The 19,191-nt window shown below is 66.7% G+C and carries 11 protein-coding genes; 4 read left to right on the forward strand and 7 right to left on the reverse strand.

The annotated features are described in order from the left end of the window. Positions 1-64 precede the first annotated feature (64 nt). Complete coding sequence (locus ACR4XW_RS11660; protein WP_434760726.1) at positions 65-4,231, forward strand: SpaA isopeptide-forming pilin-related protein; 4,167 nt, start codon at positions 65-67, stop codon at positions 4,229-4,231. A 633-nt stretch (positions 4,232-4,864) separates the two neighbouring features. Beyond that, positions 4,865-9,100 carry a SpaA isopeptide-forming pilin-related protein gene (locus ACR4XW_RS11665; RefSeq protein WP_434760727.1) on the forward strand — a complete coding sequence of 1,412 codons (4,236 nt, stop codon included), beginning with the start codon at positions 4,865-4,867 and terminating at the stop codon, positions 9,098-9,100. Positions 9,101-9,148: 48 nt separating this feature from the next. Here ACR4XW_RS11665 and ACR4XW_RS11670 read toward each other — a convergent pair whose 3' ends face one another. The 3 genes from ACR4XW_RS11670 to ftsY are packed head-to-tail and all read right to left on the reverse strand — an operon-like array spanning position 9,149 to position 13,047. Beyond that, a complete protein-coding gene (locus ACR4XW_RS11670) occupies positions 9,149-10,225 on the reverse strand; it encodes an amidohydrolase family protein (RefSeq protein ID WP_434760728.1) in 1,077 nt (358 codons plus the stop codon). A 4-nt stretch (positions 10,226-10,229) separates the two neighbouring features. After that, positions 10,230-11,804, reverse strand: a complete 1,575-nt coding sequence (ffh, locus tag ACR4XW_RS11675) for a signal recognition particle protein (RefSeq protein WP_434760729.1) — start codon at positions 11,802-11,804, stop codon at positions 10,230-10,232. Between the two features lie 49 nt (positions 11,805-11,853). After that, complete coding sequence (gene ftsY / locus ACR4XW_RS11680; RefSeq protein WP_434760730.1) at positions 11,854-13,047, reverse strand: signal recognition particle-docking protein FtsY; 1,194 nt, start codon at positions 13,045-13,047, stop codon at positions 11,854-11,856. A gap of 23 nt (positions 13,048-13,070) precedes the next feature. Between ftsY and ACR4XW_RS11685 the strand changes: the two genes are divergently transcribed. Next, entirely contained in the window at positions 13,071-13,796 is a 726-nt protein-coding gene (locus tag ACR4XW_RS11685) for a DUF1345 domain-containing protein (protein ID WP_434760731.1), read from the forward strand. An 83-nt stretch (positions 13,797-13,879) separates the two neighbouring features. Beyond that, on the forward strand, positions 13,880-15,364 hold the full coding sequence (locus ACR4XW_RS11690; RefSeq protein ID WP_434760732.1) for an FAD-dependent oxidoreductase: 1,485 nt from the start codon (positions 13,880-13,882) through the stop codon (positions 15,362-15,364). A gap of 47 nt (positions 15,365-15,411) precedes the next feature. On the opposite strand, the gene ACR4XW_RS11695 is transcribed toward ACR4XW_RS11690, so the two are convergent. The 4 genes from ACR4XW_RS11695 to ACR4XW_RS11710 all read right to left on the reverse strand — a co-directional run bounded on the left by ACR4XW_RS11695 (position 15,412) and on the right by ACR4XW_RS11710 (position 19,090). After that, on the reverse strand, positions 15,412-15,663 hold the full coding sequence (locus tag ACR4XW_RS11695) for a hypothetical protein (protein ID WP_434760733.1): 252 nt from the start codon (positions 15,661-15,663) through the stop codon (positions 15,412-15,414). Between the two features lie 124 nt (positions 15,664-15,787). Continuing rightward, positions 15,788-17,146: an ABC transporter permease gene (locus ACR4XW_RS11700; protein WP_434760734.1), complete on the reverse strand. Its 1,359-nt coding sequence runs from the start codon at positions 17,144-17,146 to the stop codon at positions 15,788-15,790. A gap of 10 nt (positions 17,147-17,156) precedes the next feature. Continuing rightward, entirely contained in the window at positions 17,157-18,266 is a 1,110-nt protein-coding gene (locus tag ACR4XW_RS11705) for a COG1361 S-layer family protein (protein WP_434760735.1), read from the reverse strand. Next, a complete protein-coding gene (locus ACR4XW_RS11710) occupies positions 18,263-19,090 on the reverse strand; it encodes an ABC transporter ATP-binding protein (protein ID WP_434760736.1) in 828 nt (275 codons plus the stop codon). Before ACR4XW_RS11710 ends, ACR4XW_RS11705 begins: the two co-directional genes overlap by 4 nt. Positions 19,091-19,191: the final 101 nt, after the last annotated feature.

The raw sequence follows: 19,191 nt of genomic DNA on the forward strand, positions 1-19,191 counted from the left end.
CGATCGAAAGGTGCGTAGGTGAGTACTCGGCGAGGAAAAAGTCGGTGCCAGAGAGGGTGCGATGATGGGCAGCGGTGCTGGGTACCGGCGCCCACGGCCCCAACCCGGCCGACGCGGCGCGACCCGCTACCTCCGGCTGGCGGTGGTCATCACCTTGGCCTTCACCTTGATCGGCTGGCCGGGTACTGCCGAGACTCCCACCCCTCGGGCGCATGCCGAAGGTAACCCCGGGAACGCCTGCAACACCCTGTGGTACAGCACCGGGGGTTTGACCCCGGGCTCCTCCGGCGATCATCTGGCCGGAGAGTTGGGGACGATCGAGAACCCGGGCCCGGCCGCCACCACCACGGCGCGCCACACGATTGGTTCGCAACACGTGGCAGCGCAACCGGAAGCCGGGTCGGCGCAGGAAACCGTCTCCCCGGAACAGGAGAGCCCCACCCCTTCGCAGCAGACCGATCCGCCGCAGGAGACAGTGACCCCAGATCAGCGGTGGCGTGGATCGGCGGCCTCAGCGGTCTCCACCACCAACTCCGAGTGGGTCTACTTCATTCCGCAGACCGACAGCGGTTCGACCGGATCGGGGATGGTGTACGGCGGCCTGTGGGCGTACCACAGGTCAACCGGTGAAGTCCGCGAGCTGATCGGCGACAGTCCCGCGACGCGCTCCCACCGGATGGGCGTGGCACCCGATGGATCGGTCTGGACGGTCAACCTGGACGGTGGGTTGCATCAGTTCACCCCCGACAGCACGACGAATCCGACCGGTGGCTCGTGGACCGCCCGGGGTCCGGTGCGCGGAGCGAGCCTGGACGCCACCTCGGGGGACCTGGCCTTCGACGGTTCCGGCACGATGTGGCTCATCGGTGCGAACCACGACCGTGCCGCGTCCCTGTACACCCTGGGCTGGGCCGACCTCACCGATGGCGGCGGCGCCGAAACGACCATGATCGGCGCCTTGGGCCAGGGTGAATTCACCGGAATCGCCTTCACCGCCGACGGCCGGTTGTGGGCCACCGGCACCACGTCCGCGACCGGCACCCTCTATCTGGTGGACACCTCGGACGGCACTGCCAGCCCGCAGCGGACCTTTCCCGGCATGAGCCTCGAGGGCATGGGTTCTTGCGCTCGGCCTGCTGCGAAGGTGCAGGTCACCAACAGTGTCGAGAGGGTCGACCCGGGGCCGGACGCGCAGGAACCCTCGGCGCAGCAACTGGGCTACACAGTCGTGGTGGAGAACACCGGCACCGTGGCTGCCACCGGCGTCACCCTGCAACATGAACTGCCCCGGGGCGTCACCTATGTGCCGGGTTCGACCCGGTTGAACGGTGCGCCGGTGCCCGATACCGACCGATCACCGGGGTTCGCCTATGCCACCGCGGAGTTGGTCCGCAGTGCGGGTTTGCCGCAGAGCAGCAACGGCATCATCGCACCCAAGCAGGCAGCCACCATCACCTTCCGGGTGGAGGTATCCCCGGATCAGGCGGAGGTCTGTGCCCAGGGCCGGGCCGCCTACCTGGGTGGGCCCGGCGAAGGTCTGAAGAGCGATGACCCGGACGTGGACGGTCCACAGAATCCGACCTGCCTCAGGTTGATCGAGCCGCAACTCGAGGTCGACATCCACAGTGAGGTCACCGAACTCACCGAGAACCCGCAATCGGCGAAGTTCCGGTACCGGGTCACCAACCCGGGTGAAGAGGATCTGCGCGACCTCGCCCTGAGCGACGGCAAGTGCAGCAATATCACCCCGGAGCTGACCCCCGGAACCGAGTTCATTGTCGGCGACAGCAACCAGGACGGCCTGCTGAACGCCGAGGCGACCGGCGACGACACCGGGCAGGCCGAGATCTGGAAGTACTCCTGTGCCGCGACGTTGACCGAGGCGTCGTTCACCGACGGCAAGCACGTCAGTACCGCCACAGCGTCCGCGGTCGGGGTGGTTTCCGGGGCGACCATCACCGACACCGCCCCGTGGACGATCACCCTTCCCACCCCGGAGATCTCTCTGGAGAAGACCGGGGACGCCGTCGCGCGCAGCGACTCGCGCCTGGACGTCACTTACACCTATCTGGTGGAGCCCACCGGGTCGGAGGAGCCGCTCGACGAGGTGACGGTGACCGATGAGCACTGCGCCCCGCCCGGTGGCACCCCCGGCAGCACCCCGGTGTCCTATGTCTCGGGTGACACCAACAACGACGACGTCCTCGATCTGGACGAGAAGTGGGAGTTCACCTGCACCCGCACCGTGAACCGTGCCGAGGCGACAGAGTCGCAAACCGGGGTCGCCACCACCCAGGCCCGTGGCGCCGGCTCCAAGCAGGCAGTGACCGCCGAGGACGCGTTCACCGTCCAAGCGCCGATGAAAACCATCGACAAGGTCTCCAGTCGCACCGACGGCACGCCGATCACCGAGGACACCCCGCTGATGGTGGGAGAGGAGATCCTGTACACCATCACGGTGACCAACAACGGTGATGCCCCCTTGGAGAACCTGGTCCTCACCGACCAGCTTCCGACCGGCACCAGCTACGTGCCCAACTCGACCACACGACTGTACTGGCGGACCTCGCAGGAGACCGTCACCAAGAACGGCACCTTTGACACCGGTGATCTCCCCGACTTCGACTTCGAGTGGTTCGCGGTCGGACGACAGACCTTCACCACTGTCGGCCGCATTCCCGCCGACGCGCAGTTGACCGGTTACCGGGCAACTCTGAACGGCCTCACCCGGGATGACCCTCGGCGCAGGCTGGGACTCTGCGGAGGATTCCTGAACCCGTGTTTCCCGGCCTTGCGCGAAGACGTATCGGTCGCAGCCAGCTTGCCCGGGGGGCGAGCCTGGTTCGAAGTCGACCGCAGCGTCGACAACAACTCCTTCGGCACCGGGCCCGGTGTTTGGAACACCGTGATCAGAGAAGGTGCTGCCTCCGGGTCGGCCGTCGGGGTCTACACGCTGTCTTGGTACGACGCGCGGGATGAGCCCGTCTTTCCGGACAACACCGCCTACACCCGGGTGGTCTTGAACTACACCTACCGAGAGGTCGAGGGCGTCCGCCGGCAGGTCTCCGACAAGCTCGGACAGCCGGCGAACTTCATTCGCGCTGCCGAAGGCATCTCTCTGGAGCCGGGCGAATCGGCGGTGGTGACCTTCCGGGTCACGGTCAACGACGACCATCCCCTGCGAATCGTCAACACGGCCGTGGCCGACACCGATCAAACGTCCCCGATTCAGGACAGCACCAACGACCCCACCTACCGGGAGCCCGAGTTCGCCGTGGCCAAGTCGGCCGCAGGCGGCGAAGCCGGCGGCACCGGTGCCCGGGTGGAGGCGGTGTGGGATGCGGACACCGAGACTTTCACGGCGATCGCCAACTACACCGTCAACGTCACCAATACCGGCGAGGTCGTCGGCCCACATCCCGCCATCAACGACTTCGTCACCCTGCCCGAGGGCTTCACCATCGATCGGGTGACCCTCAATGGCACCCCCGTCGACGTCACCGACGGACGCTTCACCATCCCGGCCGGCACCGCACCCGTGGCGGTCGGTGGCACCACCAGCTATCAGGTGAGCGTCATCGGGCGCAGCACCCCCGAACAATGGGCGGCGATCGATTGGCAGCAGGCCGGAACCTGTAACACCGCGGGTGCGGGCGCTCCGACCGAGGGCGGCTTCTTCAACCAGGTGCAGATCGATTCCGATTCCGACGGCATCGACAACAACGACGCCTGTGTGCCGGTCGACCCACCCACCTTCTCGATGGCGGTCGAGAAGCTCGGTGGACAGGGCTGTGATGTCGGCCAGGATGCGTGCCCGGTGGAGGGTGCTTCCTTCGACCTGTACGACACCGACCCCAACCAGGCCGGAGCCACCCCGATCGCCACCCTGACCGTCGACCCCAACCAGGGCTGGCGCCACAACGCGGCCGACCTGGACCTGGGCGAGTACTGGCTGGTCGAGACCAAGTCGCCGACCGGTCACGAGTTGTTGGCCGAGCCGATCGCCTTCAGCCTGACACCCGCCGGCGTCACCCTCAACGGGGGCACCAGCGAGGGGGTCCGATTGAAGGACGGCGACACCTTCACGGTCGAGGTGGTCGACACCACGACCGGGGACCTGCCGATGTCGGGTGGCGATGGCGTCTGGCCCTACTGGATCGTCGCCCTGCTCCTCATCGGCGCCGGCGTGGTCTGGCACCGGGCCACCACCCCCACCACCGAGAACCGCTGACCCACCCGAAGCAGGACGGGAGCAATCTCCCGTGTGCGTCGAAGCGGCTCGGGCACCAACCGATCTGCATGCTGCCCGCCGACCGTCGTCGCCCGAAGCTCAGTCACCGCTTTTTGCTATCACGTGACCAAGGACAGGCATTTTGTATCGTCCTGTGAGCAAGTAGTACTGAGATTTCTCAACTTCAGTGAGGGTTGCACACATCCGGGGATTCCTGTCAGCAGAGGCATTCAGCCATCCCTAGCAATTCCTGGACACCAATTGTGACGGGAGACTCAATTTCCAACAGTTGACTAAATAAGCAGTAGTGGATTGAATCACTCGCGAATGCGCGTACCCACTGGCTACGGCACAACCCAAGGACAGGGAGGTGTGATGGTCGGCAGCGTTGAGGCCTCCCGGCGAGATCCCGGCTCCCAGCGAGGACGACACGGAGCTGGTTGGTATGTCCGGCTTGCCTTGGCCATGGTGCTCGCTTTCACCCTGATCGGCCTCCCCGGCGCGTCCGATTCCACTCTCCCCCGGGCTCATGCCGGCAGTGGCTCCAGTGCCAATGGGGAAATCACGCTCACCAAAACCGCGAGCCGTACTGCCCTCCCCGCCGGCGGTGGAACGGTCACCTACACCTACACGGTGAAGAGCAATTTGACCCGGGACCCCCTGTTCTTCCGCGGATTGAGCGACGACCGGTGCGGCAACATCGAGTACGTGAGCGGGCTCCAGAACGTCAGCTTCTTCGATCGCCGACAGATCCGCCTGCAGCCCGGGGCCACCGCCACCTTCCGGTGCACTCAGGATGTCCGGCAGACCACACTCAACACCGCTACTGCAACGTTCAGCCAGTACTCGGGCTCCAACTGGGGTGTCACACCGGTGGCCAAGGCCAGCGAGACAGTGACCGTCGAGGGCAGTGGCGGCGGCAACAGCAAGTGCAACACCTTGTGGTACAGCACCGGTAACACCTCACTGAGCTCCTCCAACCCGATCCTCGGCGAACTGGGATACTTCAACAACCCGGGTCCGGGCACCACGGTCACCCGCCGGCACACGATCAACTATCAGGACCCTGCTACTCCATACCCATATTGGCGTGGTTCGGCGGCCTCGGCGGTCTCGACCACCAATCCCGACTGGGTCTATTTCATTCCACGCGATGACGCCACGGCCAACTACGGCAACGTCACGTACGGAAGGCTGTGGGCGTACAACAACGTCACCGGTGAAAGACGCAAGCTTTCCAACATGACGGTGGAGTCGAACCGGCTGGGCGTCGCCCCGGACGGCAGTCTCTGGGCGGTCACCCTCGGCGGCCAGATCCTCCAGTTCACGCCGAACAGCCCCACGAACCCGACCGGAGGCACCTGGGTCAACCAAGGATCGGTCACCGGCGCGGACTTCGGAAGCGGAGGTTTGTCCTCCGGTGACCTCGCCTTCGACGGCTCGGGCACGATGTGGATCATCGGCTCGAACCGCAGCACCGGCGAGGCACACCTGTACACCCTGGATTGGCGTGACCTGATCAATGGCGGCGGCGCCCGGGCCAATGAGGTCGGCACCATGGGCACCGGTGAGTTCAACGGCATTGCCTTCACCGAGGACGGTCGTCTGTGGGCCACCGCCATGACCGCGCCGGCCACCGGCAGGCTGTACCTGGTGAACAAAACCGACGGCTCGACCACGCTGCAGGAAACCATCACGGGCAAGCGGTTCGAGGACCTGGGCTCCTGTGCCCTGCCGACCCCGGAGCTGCGGGTCACCAAGGAGGTCGAGCCGACCGGCACGGTGACTGCCGGCCAGGTGCTCACCTACACGATCAAGGTGGAGAACATCGGCACCGGCGCAGCGACCGGGGTGACCCTGCAGGACAGGCTGCCCGACGGGGTGACCTACGTGCGGCGTACAACCAGGCTGAACGGGTCGCTGGTCGGTGACACCTTCGGAGGCAGCGGCTTCCCCTATGCCTCGGCCAGGCTGATCCGTGGCCCGGGCGTGCCGGAGCGGCTCAACGGCCTGATCGAGGCGAAGACCACGGCCACGATCACCTTCCAAGTACGGGTCGAACCCGGTCAGGACCGCGTCTGCAACCAGGGCAACATCGTGTACGTCGGTGGGCCCAATGGCGGCATCGTGACCGACGACCCGACCCTGCCCGGCAACGATGACACGACCTGCGTGGACGTGGTTCAGCCCGTGATCGAAGTGGACAAATCCAGCCCGGTCACCAAGCTCACCGAGAACCCGCAGGCGGTGACTTTCGAGTACGCCATCACCACCACCGGAACCGATGACCTGCGCGACGTCACCCTCACCGACGACAAGTGCACCGCTGTGGCCCCGGTGCTCACTCCCGGGACGCAGTTCAATGTCGGCGACGTCAATCAGGACAATCTGCTCAACGTTGCTCGTCCGGGCGACGGTACGAATCCGGACCGTCCCGCCGAAACGTGGAAGTACACCTGCGTGGCAACGCTGACCGAAGCCTCCTTCACCAACGGTCAGCACATCAACACCGCCACTGCCACCGGCATCGGCGTGAGGTCCGGCACCCGGGTCAACGACACCGACCCGTGGACGATCACCCTGCCGACGCCGAAGATCTCGTTGGAGAAGACCGGTAGCACCGATGTGCTGGCGCGGTCGCCACAGGACGTCACCTATACCTATGTGGTGAAGCCGACCGGCTCGGAGGAACCACTGGCCAATGTGCAGGTCACCGACGACAAGTGCGCCCCGGCCGGTGGCACTCCCGGCACCACGCCACTCACTTATGTCTCCGGCGACACCAACAACAACCAGATGTTGGATCTCGACGAGGCGTGGACGTTCACCTGCACCAGCACCCTGCGACTCGACGAAGGCACCTGGCCACACGTCAACGTCGCCACCACCCGAGGGGATGGGGCGGTTTCCAAACGCCGGGTCACCGCACAGGACGACTGGACGGTGCGGCCGCCGATGAAGACCATCGAGAAGACCTCCACTCGCCCCGACGGCACGCCGATCACCGACGAGAACCCGCTGCGGGTGGGCGAGGAGATTCTCTACACCATCACGGTCACCAACACCTCCGGGGATGTGACCCTCAACAACCTGGTGCTCAACGATGCGTTGCCCGAAGGCACCACGTACGTGCCCAACTCGACCAAGCGGTTGTACTGGGAGACCGTCACCGATACCGAGACCAAAACCGGCACCTATCGAAGCGGTGGGTTGGGCCCGCTCGACTTCATCTTCGGAACCCGCGAGGGCGCCAGTGGCAGCGCGCAACAGACCTTCAGCACCGCCGGCAAGATCCCCGATAATGCCCAGTTGACCGGTTACACGGTGACCATGAACGGCATCAGTTACGACGACCCGGCGCGCGGGCAAATCCTCGGCGGCTGCGACGGGTTCTTGCACCGCCGCTGTCAGCCGGCCCAAGCACAGGACGTGTCGGTGACTGCCACCCTGCCCGGTGGTGGGTCCTGGTTCGGCGTGGGTGCCGGGGAGTTCGGCACCGGTTACGGTAACTGGAACACCGTGACCCGCGGATCCACCACTGCCACCGGATCGGCGGTCGGCACCTACACGCTGACCTGGTCGGACGCTTCGCGCCAACTCTGGCGCTTCAGGAATGACTCGGACAACACCGCCGCTACCGAGGTGGTGCTGGACTACCAGTATCAGGTCACCGCGAACCGCAGGTCACAGGTGTCGGACACTCTCGGCCAGCCGCCGAACTTCATCCGGGCCGAGGAAGGCATCTCCCTCGAACCGGGCGAATCGGCCGTGGTCACCTTCCGGGTGAAGGTCAACGAGGAGCACCCCGCACGGATCGTCAACACCGCGGTGGCCTCCACCGATGAGACGCCGCCGATCGAGGACAGCACCGACGACCCCACCGCCCAGGATCCGGACTTCGCGATCCGCAAGGCCGCCGAGGGTGGCGAAGCGGGTGGCGCGGGTGCCCGGGTGGATGCGGTATGGGACGCGGACACCCAGACCTTCTCGGTGACCGCCGACTACACCGTGACCGTCAGCAATACCGGTGAGGTAGCCGCCCCGCACCCGCAGATCGATGATCTCGTCACCCTGCCCCCGGGGTTCACCGTCGAACAGGTGACCGTGGACGGGGTCGCCGTCCAGTTGACGAACGGGCACTTCACCATTCCGCCGGGCACGGTGCCGATGGGCCCCCAAGCCGCCACGACCTACCAGGTGCGGGTCATCGGGCGCAGCGCACCGGGTGACTGGGCCGCGATCGACTGGGAAAAGGCCGGAACCTGTAACACCGAGGGCGCCGGCACGCCGGCCGACGGTGGCTTCTTCAACCAGGTCCAGATGGACCCCGACTCCGACGGCGTCGCCAACAACGACGCGTGCGTACCGGTCGACCCACCCACCGAGGCGATCGCGGTCGAAAAGCTCGGCGGACAAAGCTGTGACGTCGGCCAGGACACCTGCCCCATCGAAGGCGCCGCCTTCGACCTGTACGACACCGACCCCAGCCAGGCCGGAGCTACACCGATCGCCACCCTGACCGTCGACCCCAACCAGGGCTGGCGCCACACCGCCGCCGACCTCGACCTCGGCGACTACTGGCTGGTCGAAACCAAGTCCCCGACCGGACACGAACTACTGGCCGAACCGATCGCCTTCACGCTCACCCCGGCCGGTATCACCCTCACCGACGGCACCAGCGACGGCATCCGCCTCAAGGACGGCGACACCTTCACCATCGAGGTGGTCGACACCACCACCGGGGATCTGCCGATGTCGGGTGGCGACGGCGTCTGGCCCTACTGGATCGTCGCCCTGCTCCTCATCGGCGCCGGCGTGGTCTGGCACCGGGCCGCCGGCCCCAGCACCGAGGAGCGCCGGGCCGCCTGAAGCACAAGCGCACCTGGGGGCGCGGGTGGCTTGCCGCCCCTGGGTCGCTCAGGCGACGACGCGTCCGCGCAGGATCACGCGGGCCGGGTGGGCGGTAACCGCCGGGTCGATCCGCGGGTCGGCGTCGTAGCAGATCAGGTCGGCCGACTCCCCCGGCTCGATCCCGGGCATCCCGAGCCATTCCCGGGCCCGCCAGGAGGCCGCACCCAGGGCGAACTCGGCCCCCGCCAGTTCGGCCAGGGCGACAATCTCGTCGGCGATTCGGCCGTGTTCGATCGTGCCTCCGGCATCCGTGCCGGCATAGACCGGCACCCCGGCGTCCACCGCGGCCCGTAGGGTGGCGTGGCGACGACGGTGCAGGTCACGCATGTGGGCGGCGTAGGTCGGGAACTTCTCCTCCCCCGCCGCGGCGATCTCGGGGAAGGTGTCCAGGTTGATCATCGTCGGCACCAACGCGACCTGACGCTCGGCCATCAACGCGATGGTGTCGTCGTCCAAGCCGGTGCCGTGTTCGATGCCGTCGATACCGGCGCGGACGAGTTCGGCCACCGACTGCTCGGCGAAACAGTGTGCGGTCACCTTGGCGCCCAGTTCGTGGGCCCGGGCGATGGCCTCGGCGGTCACCTCGGACGGCCAGGACGGGGCCAGGTCTCCGACCTCGCGGTCGATCCAATCGCCGACCAGTTTCACCCAGCCATCACCGGCCAGGGCCTGCTTCTCGACCGTTGCCACCAGGTCTTCGGGTTCGACCTCATCGGCGAAGTTACGGATGTAGCGACGGGTGCGGGCGATGTGTCGTCCGGCCCGAATCAGCCGGGGCAGGTCGTCGCGGTCCTGCACCCATCGGGTATCGCTGGGTGAACCGGCATCGCGCACCAACAGGGTGCCGGCATTGCGGTCGGTGATCGCCTGGGTGAGGGTGGTGTCGTCATCCACCGCGCCACCCGAGCCCAGCCCGAAGTGGCAGTGGGCATCGACCAGCCCCGGCACGATCCAGCCACCGGTGTGCACGGTTTCGGCGCCGGAGACCGGTTCGGTGTGCACCACACCATCGGCCAGCCACAGCTCGGTCGGTTCCCCGGAGGGCAACACGGTCCCGCGAAGGTGCAGTACTGGTGCCGTCATGGCCTCACTTGTCCCCGAACATGCCGCGCAGTTCGGGCGGCAACTCGAAGTTCGCCATCGCCTGCTGCATGTCCTTCTCACTGGGCGGGGCCTGGCCGAAGGCGGCTGCCGGATTCACCGGTTCGGGTGCCGGTGCCGCGGGGCGGTTGCGCTTGGCCGGGTTGCCGGAGACCTTGCGTCCACTCTTCTTCTGCTTGCGGGCCTGTTTGCGGCCCCCGCCACCGCCGCCCCCGGGCAGGCCGGGCATCCCGGGCATGCCGGGCAGGCCCCCGCCGGTGGCGAATTGGTTCATCATCTTGCGGGCGTCGAAGAAACGGTTCACCAGGCTGTTCACATCCGAGACCTGGGTGCCCGAGCCCTTCGCGATCCGGGCCCGGCGCGAGCCGTCCAGAATCTTGGGGTTGTCGCGCTCGGCGGGGGTCATCGACAGAATGATCGCCTCGATCCGGTCGATCTCGCGTTCGTCGATGTCCTCGATCGCGCCCTTGAGGTCGCCCATGCCGGGGATCATCCCGAAGACCTTCGACAGCGGCCCCATCTTGCGGACCTGCTTCATCTGGTCGAGGAAGTCACCCAGGCCGAACTCCGAACCACCCTTGCTGGTGATCTTCGCCGCGGCCTTCGCCGACCGTTCGGCGTCGAAAGTGCGTTCGGCCTGTTCGATCAGGGTGAGCATGTCACCCATGCCCAGGATCCGACTGGCCATCCGGTCGGGGTGGAAGACGTCGAAGTCCTTCAGCCCTTCACCGTTGGAGGCGAACATGATCGGTTTGCCGGCCACCCGCGCGATCGACAGTGCCGCACCACCGCGGGCGTCACCGTCGAGTTTGGTCAGCACCACGCCGTCGAATCCGACCCCGTCGGCGAAGGCCTTGGCGGTGTTCACCGCATCCTGACCGATCATCGCGTCGACGACGAAGAGCACCTCGTCGGGAGTCACCGCGTCGCGGATGTTGGCCGCCTGCTGCATCAGCTCGGCGTCCACACCCAGCCGGCCGGCGGTGTCGACGATCACCACATCGAAGAGTCGGCGTCGGGCCTCACCGATCGCGTCGCGGGCCACCTGCACCGGGTCACCCACCCCGTTGCCGGGCTCGGGGGCGAACACCTGCACCCCGGCCCGTTCCCCGACCACCTGCAACTGGGTGACCGCGTTGGGACGCTGCAGGTCGGCGGCGACCAACAGCGGGGAATGTCCGTCGTCCTTCAGCCACTTGGCGAGCTTGCCGGCCAGGGTGGTCTTACCGGCACCCTGCAGACCGGCGAGCATGATCACCGTCGGCGGGTGCTTGGCGAACCGGATCGTGCGGGTGTCGCCGCCGAGGATCTCGATCAGCTCTTCGTTGACGATCTTGATGACCTGCTGCGACGGGTTGAGCGCCTGATTGATCTCGGCGCCCTTGGCCCGTTCCTTGACCGCGGCCACGAAGTCCTTGACCACGGTCAGGTTGACGTCGGCCTCGAGCAGCGCGATACGGATCTCGCGAGCGGTCGCATCGATATCGGCGTCGCTCAACCGGCCCTTGCCACGCAGGCCCTTGAACGTGGCTGCCAAGCGGTCGGAGAGTGTGTCGAACAAAGGTCGTTCCTAAGGTGTCGTTTCGCCGGTGGTCGGTTATCGGTCCAGACTACCCACTTTCGTCCAGCAACAGCGCGTCGACGAACTGCTCGGTGTCGAAGGGTGCCAGATCGTCCACGCCCTCACCGAGGCCGATCAGCTTCACCGGTACGCCGAGTTCACGCTGCACCTGAATCACGATGCCGCCCTTGGCCGACCCGTCCAGCTTGGTCAGCACGATGCCGGTGACATCGACGACCTCCCGGAAGATCCGGGCCTGGGTGAGGCCGTTCTGCCCGGTGGTGGCATCGAGCACCAGCAGCACCTCGGTGACCGGGGCCTTCTTCTCGATCACCCGTTTCACCTTGCCCAGCTCGTCCATCAGGCCGGTCTTGGTGTGCAGCCGTCCGGCGGTGTCGACCAGCACCACGTCGACCTCCTGTTCGATACCGGCACTGACCCCGTTGAAGGCCACGCTGCCGGGGTCGGCGCCCTCCTCGCCGCGCACGGTGGGCACACCGACCCGGGAACCCCAGGTCGCCAACTGTTCGGCCGCGGCGGCCCGGAAGGTGTCGGCCGCAGCGAGGATCACGTCCTTGTCCTCGGCCACCAACACGCGGGCGAGCTTGCCGACCGTGGTCGTCTTACCGGTGCCGTTCACCCCGACCACCATCACCACCGCGGGCGCCTCGCCGCTGCGTTCGAGGTTGAGGCTGCGGTCCATGGTCGGGTCGACCAGGGCGATCATTTCCTCCCGCAGTACCCGGCGGGCCTCGTCGGTATCGGCGACCCCGTCGATCGACAACCGCTGCCGCAGCCGCTCCACCAGCTCGGTGGTCGGGCCCACCCCGAGGTCGGAGGTGAGCAGGGTGTCCTCGAAGTCCTCCCAGGTGTCCTCATCGATCCGGTCGCGCGAGAGCAGTGCCAACAGACCACGTGACAGGGCGTTCTGCTGCCCGGCCAACCGACGGCGCAGCCGGGCCAAACGGGACCGGGGTGGTTCGGGAGTGTCCAGGGCCGGGGTGACTGGCTCGGCCGGTTCGGTGGTGACATCGACATCGCTCGGCAGCAGGTCGACCCCGGCGTCATCACTCGGCCGCTCCTCGACCGCCACCGAGGAGCCGGCGCCCACTGCGGGGCGATCCTCCCCCTTGGGCAATTCCCGGCGACGCCGGGTCGCCACGACCATGCCGACCACGGCCACCGAGACCAGAACTGCGGCACCGATGATGATCCACACCAGATAGTTGTCCACGGTCCACATCCTAGGCGCCGTACGCGCCTACCATGACCACCGTGAACTCCGATGCCCCTACCCGCCGGCCGATGACCGACGCCCGACGATCGTGGCTGGCCATGGTGCCCAGTGTCATTGTCAGCGTGGGTGGAGCGACGCTGGCCCTGATCCTGACCGATCTGGACCCCGACATGGTGCGCTGGATGTCCGTGTTGTGGACCTGGTCGACGTTCACGCTGTTCCATTCCCTGTTCACCTGGCTCGCCTATCGGGGTCGTACCGATGACCAACTGCTTGCCCGTTTCGGTGCCGAGAAGCGCCGTGAGGGCCGCAAGTCGAGGCGGTCGGCCTTCGTGCGCTGGCTGACCGGCACCTCCAGTGCCCCGTCCTGGTCGGTACAGGTGTCGGCGATGGCGCTGCTCGGTGTGGGGGTGTTGCTGCTCAACTCCTCACTGCGCACCGGCCCGTTGATGCTCAGTGCCGGCCTGCTGGTGGTGTCGTCGTGGGTGAACGTGTGGATCATGTTCACGGTGCAGTACGCCCGCACCCATCTCTCCTCCCCCGGCTTCGAGTTTCCCGGGTCGCAGACGCGCTCGTTCAGCGACTACCTCTACCTGGCCCTGGCCGTCCAGACCACCTTCGGCGCCACCGATGTGCAGATCACCACCACCGAGATGCGCAAGCTGTCGATGAACCACACCCTGGTGGCCTTTGCCTTCAACACGGTGATTCTGGCGATGGTCATCTCGCTGATCATGGGCGGGATCTCCGGCTGAGGTCCTGCTGACCGGAAAACGCTTCCCCGCCCGGCCGAACGGGTGGTGAGGATCGGGCAAACCCCGATGCCGAAGGAGTACCCATGGCCCCCGACACTCTCCGTCCGCTGTCGATCGACGAGGTCACCGACTGGGCCGATTCGGCCGATGTGGTGATTCTCGGCTACGGCTGCGCGGGAGCTTCGGCGGCGTTGACCGCCCACGAACAGGACGCCTCGGTGATCGTGCTGGAAATGCTCAGCGGCGGTGGTGGCTCCTCGGCGATGTCGGGCGGCGAGATGTACCTGGGCGGAGGTACCCCGATCCAGCAGGCCTGCGGCTTCGACGACACCGCCGAGGCGATGGCCGAGTATTTGATGGCCGCTTTGGGACCGAACGCCCCCGAGGACAAGATCCGGCTCTATGCCCGGGATTCGCTGGAGCACTACGCGTGGTTGACCGGCCACGGGGTGCCGTTCAAGGAGTCGTTCTTCGACCAGCCGAGCTGGGTGCCGCCCACCGACGACGGGCTGATGTGGCTGGGTGAGAACGCCGCCCCGTTCAACAAGATTTCCCCGATGGCACCGCGCGGCCACCGGGTGCAGTCGGACGGCTTCGGCGGCAAGGTGTTGATGCGACACCTGATGGCCGCGGTCGATGCGACCGACATTCGGGTGCAGAACGACTCGCGGGCCACCCGGCTGATTCTGGACGGGGATCGGGTCGCCGGGGTCGTGGCACGTTCCTTCGGTGTGGACCGCGCGATCCGGGCCGACAAGGGGGTGATCATCACCACCGGTGGCTTCATCGACAACCCGCGGATGGTCGAGCACCACGCCCCGCAGTTGATCGGCATCGGCACCAACTCCGATGGCAACGACAACGGCTCGGGCATTCTGCTCGGTCAGTCGGTCGGTGGCGCGGTGCGCCGGATGTCGGCCGGCCAGATCGGCATCGCCTTCGTACCGGCGTTCATGGTGCGCGGCATCGTGGTGAACTGGCAGGGCCAACGCATCATCAACGAGGACGTGTACCCCGGCCGGGTCGGGCAGACCGCCCTCTACGGCCATGACCTCGAGGTCTGGGTGATTCTGGACGAGCAGGGCTTCGAGGAGGTGTCCGACGACCTGTCCTGGGGTGCTCGTCCGCACCACGTGGCCGAGACCGTCGCCGAACTCGAGGAATTGTGCGGCTTCCCCACCGGCAGCCTGCAGGACACGGTCGCGTACTACAACGAGCACGCCGCCCAGGGTGAGGACCCCTTGTTCGGCAAGGACCCGCGCTGGCTGCGTCCGTTGACCGCGCCCTTCGGGGCGATGAACGTGCGCAACAGCCTGGCCGAATCCCCCGAGAAGTCACGCAATGACCAGTCGGGTCCCAAGGGCAGTGCCGCGGGCGTGTTCACCATCGGTGGTTTGCACACCACCGTCGACGGCGAGGTGTGCGACCTGAGCGGCGAGCCGATCCCGGGGCTCTACGCCGCCGGACGGGCGAGCTCGGGGTTGCACGGCTGGGGGTATGTGTCGGGTACGTCGTTGGGAGATGGCACCTACTTCGGACGCCGGGCGGGACGAGCGGCCGCCGGCTGAACCTCGACGTGCCCCGTGCGGGCCCGCCGACCGAAGGAGGGGGTTGGTCAGGGGGCGCCCACCCGGAAAGGGTGCTTGGTCTCGCCCGAGGAGCGGGAGCTGAGACGCTTCTCGATCCGAGCGGTCACTTCCGGCGGCAGTTCACCGTCACCGTTGAAGTGTTGGGCGATCTGAGCAAGCCGCTTGGCCAGCACGGGCGCCCGGTCTCGGTACTGCCCTTCCATTCCCAGCAGGACCACGCCGGCGATCAACGCCACGATCCCCAGGATCAGCACGAATGTCACGACGAAAACCCACATGCCTCTATTCTCCGCGCCGACATGTCGTGATCCGGACAGAATGGTGAAGAAACTCTAAAGAGTTGTGTGAATCGTTATCAGCAACGCTCCACGGCCTGCGTGCTCGGCCCACAGCGGGCCCGGTTCACTCATTGCGGATGGCCGCCAGAGGGCTCAGTTTCGTCGCCCGCTGGGCCGGTGCCAGACCCGCCACCGTGCCGATCAGGGTGGAGAAGGCGACCGAGCCCAGCGCCAGCCAGAACGGGATGATCGAGATCTTTCCGACACCCATTTCGGCCGTCATTGAGGCACCCAGGGTGGCGTTGATCAGCATCGAGATCACCAAGCTCACCAGCAGCCCCGCCAGGCCCCCGAAGAAACCGATCGAGGCCGACTCGATCAGGAACAGCTTGCGAATGTCGGACAAGGAGGCGCCGAGCACCTTCATGATGCCGATCTCTCGGGTGCGTTCATACACACTCATGAGCATTGTGTTCGCGATCCCGATCGCGGCCACCAGCAGGGAGATGAACCCGATCCCTCCGAACACCGCCTGAATCAGCACACCCTGTTGTTGGGCCTGACGGATCCATTCGACCTGGGCCGAGACGTCGTAGCCCTGTTCCCGCAGGTCCACCATCAACCGTTCGGCCGCCTCCGGGCTCTCCGCGTAGAGCCGAATGTCGGTGTAGACGAACCCCTTCACGGGGGCCCCGCTGGCGCTGGCGGGCTGGTTCGGCAGGGCCTTCCCCGGCATCTGCTTCTCCAGTGCCCGTACCAGGGCGTCCAGGTCGGTATAAACCATCGTGGAGTTGGCACTCCACGGTTTGCCCTCATCACTGATCTGAGCAACCACCGGGACGAGCACCCGTTTCGGTGCCGGGCCGGGGTTGCCGGGCGCTTCCCCTCCGGGCGGGGCCGGTTCCCCATCGGGTATCTGTTGGCCGTTCGGATCGAACATCTCGGTACCGAAGGTGACGAAGACCGAGTCGCGGGCGAAGTCGACGTCGGCGGTGTCCTGGGTGCGCTCGTCCCAGAACATCGTCGACACCTGTTCCCCCACGATCAGGGCCAGGGGTTCACCCGCCGCGGGCAACCGTCCCCAGGCCAGGGGCAGATCGAGCGAATCCATGGCGTCGCGGGGCATCCCGGTGATCTGAATGTGCGCCTCCACGGTGTTCACCCGGAAGTTCGCGTCGACCGAGTAGGTGGGCCAGACCAACTCCACCCCGGGGTAGGACTGCAGGTGGGTGACCATCGCGTCGTTGAGCTTGTCGGGCAGGCCCGAGGCTGTGGCGTTCTGGGGTGGGCCGGAAACCGTCACCTGGCGCAGGTTGGTGGTGTCCAGTGAGTTGTCGTAGGTCGCCGACATGCCCACCCCCAGTGACACCATCACCACCACCGCGGTGGTGCCGATCACCACCCCGAGCATGGTCAACGAGGTGCGGAAGGCCCGTTGTTTCAGGCTGGCGAGGCTCATCGCCAGCAGATCACCCCAGAGCATGAACCCGGCCTCAGTGCTCGTCGGTGGGCACCAGCGGTTCACCCTCGAGCAGGGCCAGCGATTCCAGCTCCTCCTGCTCGGCCCGGCGGCGCCGGGAACGGCGCACCAGCAACCCGATGGCCAGGCCCACCAAAGCCAGCCCCCCGACGATCATCAACAGCATCAGCACACCCAATCCGGCGCCCGGCTGCTCCTCCGGGTAGTCCTGCATCTGGGCGGGCGTGTCCTCCAGCGGCGGCTCGACCGTCACCTCGACCTCCCGGGTGATCGTGGTCGGTTTGCCGTTGACGTCCTCATAGGTGATGTTGATCGTCGCGGGGCCGGATTCCTCGGCCTCGGCCTGCACCGTCAGGTCCACCGCACCCGAACTGCCCGGCTCGATCGTGCCGACGAAGACCTCGGCGCCAGTCAGCGGCTGCCCCTCGGCGATCGCCGCCTTCACGTTGTAGAGCTTGGTTTTGCCCTGATTGTGCACGCTGAAGGTCAGCGAGGCGTCCTGGCCGACGGTCAGCGGGCTGGGCACCAACTGGGGTGCCGAGGCGTCGGCGCGGGCTTTCTGGGTCACCATCACCGACACCGTTTCGGTGGACGAGAACGGGTTGTTCTCGCGGTCTTCGTACTCGAGGTTCAAGGTGAACTGGTACGGCTTCTCCTCCAGGGACGGCAGGGAGCGGAAGGTCATCGTGCCGGTCTCGACATCACCCTGGTTGATCTGCGGGAGATAGAGCGCCGAGGAGCCGTTGGCGGGCAGGAAGGCACCCTCCTCGGCGATCAGGGTGACCTTCACATTGCGCACATAGGTGCGCTGGGACGTGTTGTGCAGGGTGAAGTTCACCGTGAAGTCCTGGCCCGCCACGAGCGTGGCCGGGTCGGTACTGAAGGCCTTCAACATCACCCGCGGGGTCGATACCCCCGGCGGTGGCGGCGGGGCGTCCTGACCGCTGCCGGGGTCATTGCCGGGCGTTCCCGTGGCGGGGTCGGAATCCGACGGGCCGGAGCCGGTGTCGGTGGAACCGGGCGCGTCCGGGTCATCGGCCGGATCGGCGACCGCGACCCCCGCCGGTGCGATCACCAGGCCCAGCAGCAGGATTGCCAGCCACAGCACACGCTTCAGCTTCATCGGTCGACCTTCTTGTCCGGGCACTCCGGGGTGCGTTGGTTTCGTGGATGGTGCTCGGTTTCGGTGATGCCGGTGATCCGGCCATCGCCGATCGAAACGATGGTGTCGGCGAAGGACGCCAGGTGGGCGTCGTGGGTGACCATGACCCAGGTCTGCCCGAATCGACGGATCACGGTGCGGAACAGGTTCAGCGTGGCTTCGGCGGTGCGTGAGTCGAGGTTGCCGGTGGGTTCGTCGGCGAAGACCAGGGTCGGCCGCACGGCCATCGCCCGGGCGATGCCGACCCGTTGCTGCTGGCCCCCGGAGAGTTGGCCGGGTCGGTGTGACAGGTGCTTGGCCAGGCCGAGTTGTACCAGGATCGCCCGGGCCTGTCGTTCCCGTGCCGCCTTGGGGATGCCCCGGAATGACAGTGGCAGGGCGACATTCTCGATCGCGGTCAAGGACGGAATCAGGTTGAACGACTGGAAGATGAATCCGACCTGTTCGCGGCGGTAGGTGACCAGTTGCGATTCGTTGTAGGTGTGCAGGGGTTGCCCGGCGACGTGGATCTCGCCCGCGGTGGGCCGTTCCAGCCCGGCGAGCATGTTCAGCAGGGTCGATTTGCCCGAACCGGACGTCCCGACCACCGCGGTGAAGGTGCCGCGTTCGATCGTCAGGTTCACCCGGTTCAGGGCCGCGATCCGGGAATCACCGACCCGGTAGATCTTGCTCAGTTCGCGGGTGTGCACCAGGGGTTCACCCGCTGCGGGCAACCGTCCGGCCTCGCTCGACCTTTCGGCGCGCGCCGGTCCGCCCGTGGGCAGGGTTGCGGCGTCCGGGGTCACGGTCGTCTCCTTCGCGGGCCGGCAGGTCACAACCGTGGGCACGGTCGATTGCATACACGCTAGACCTCGCCGGCGGCTTCGTAGCCCGGAAACACCCGGAA

Source organism: Pseudenemella bisphenolivorans (assembly GCF_051133435.1).
Taxonomy (GTDB): domain Bacteria; phylum Actinomycetota; class Actinomycetes; order Propionibacteriales; family Propionibacteriaceae; genus JAAYAO01.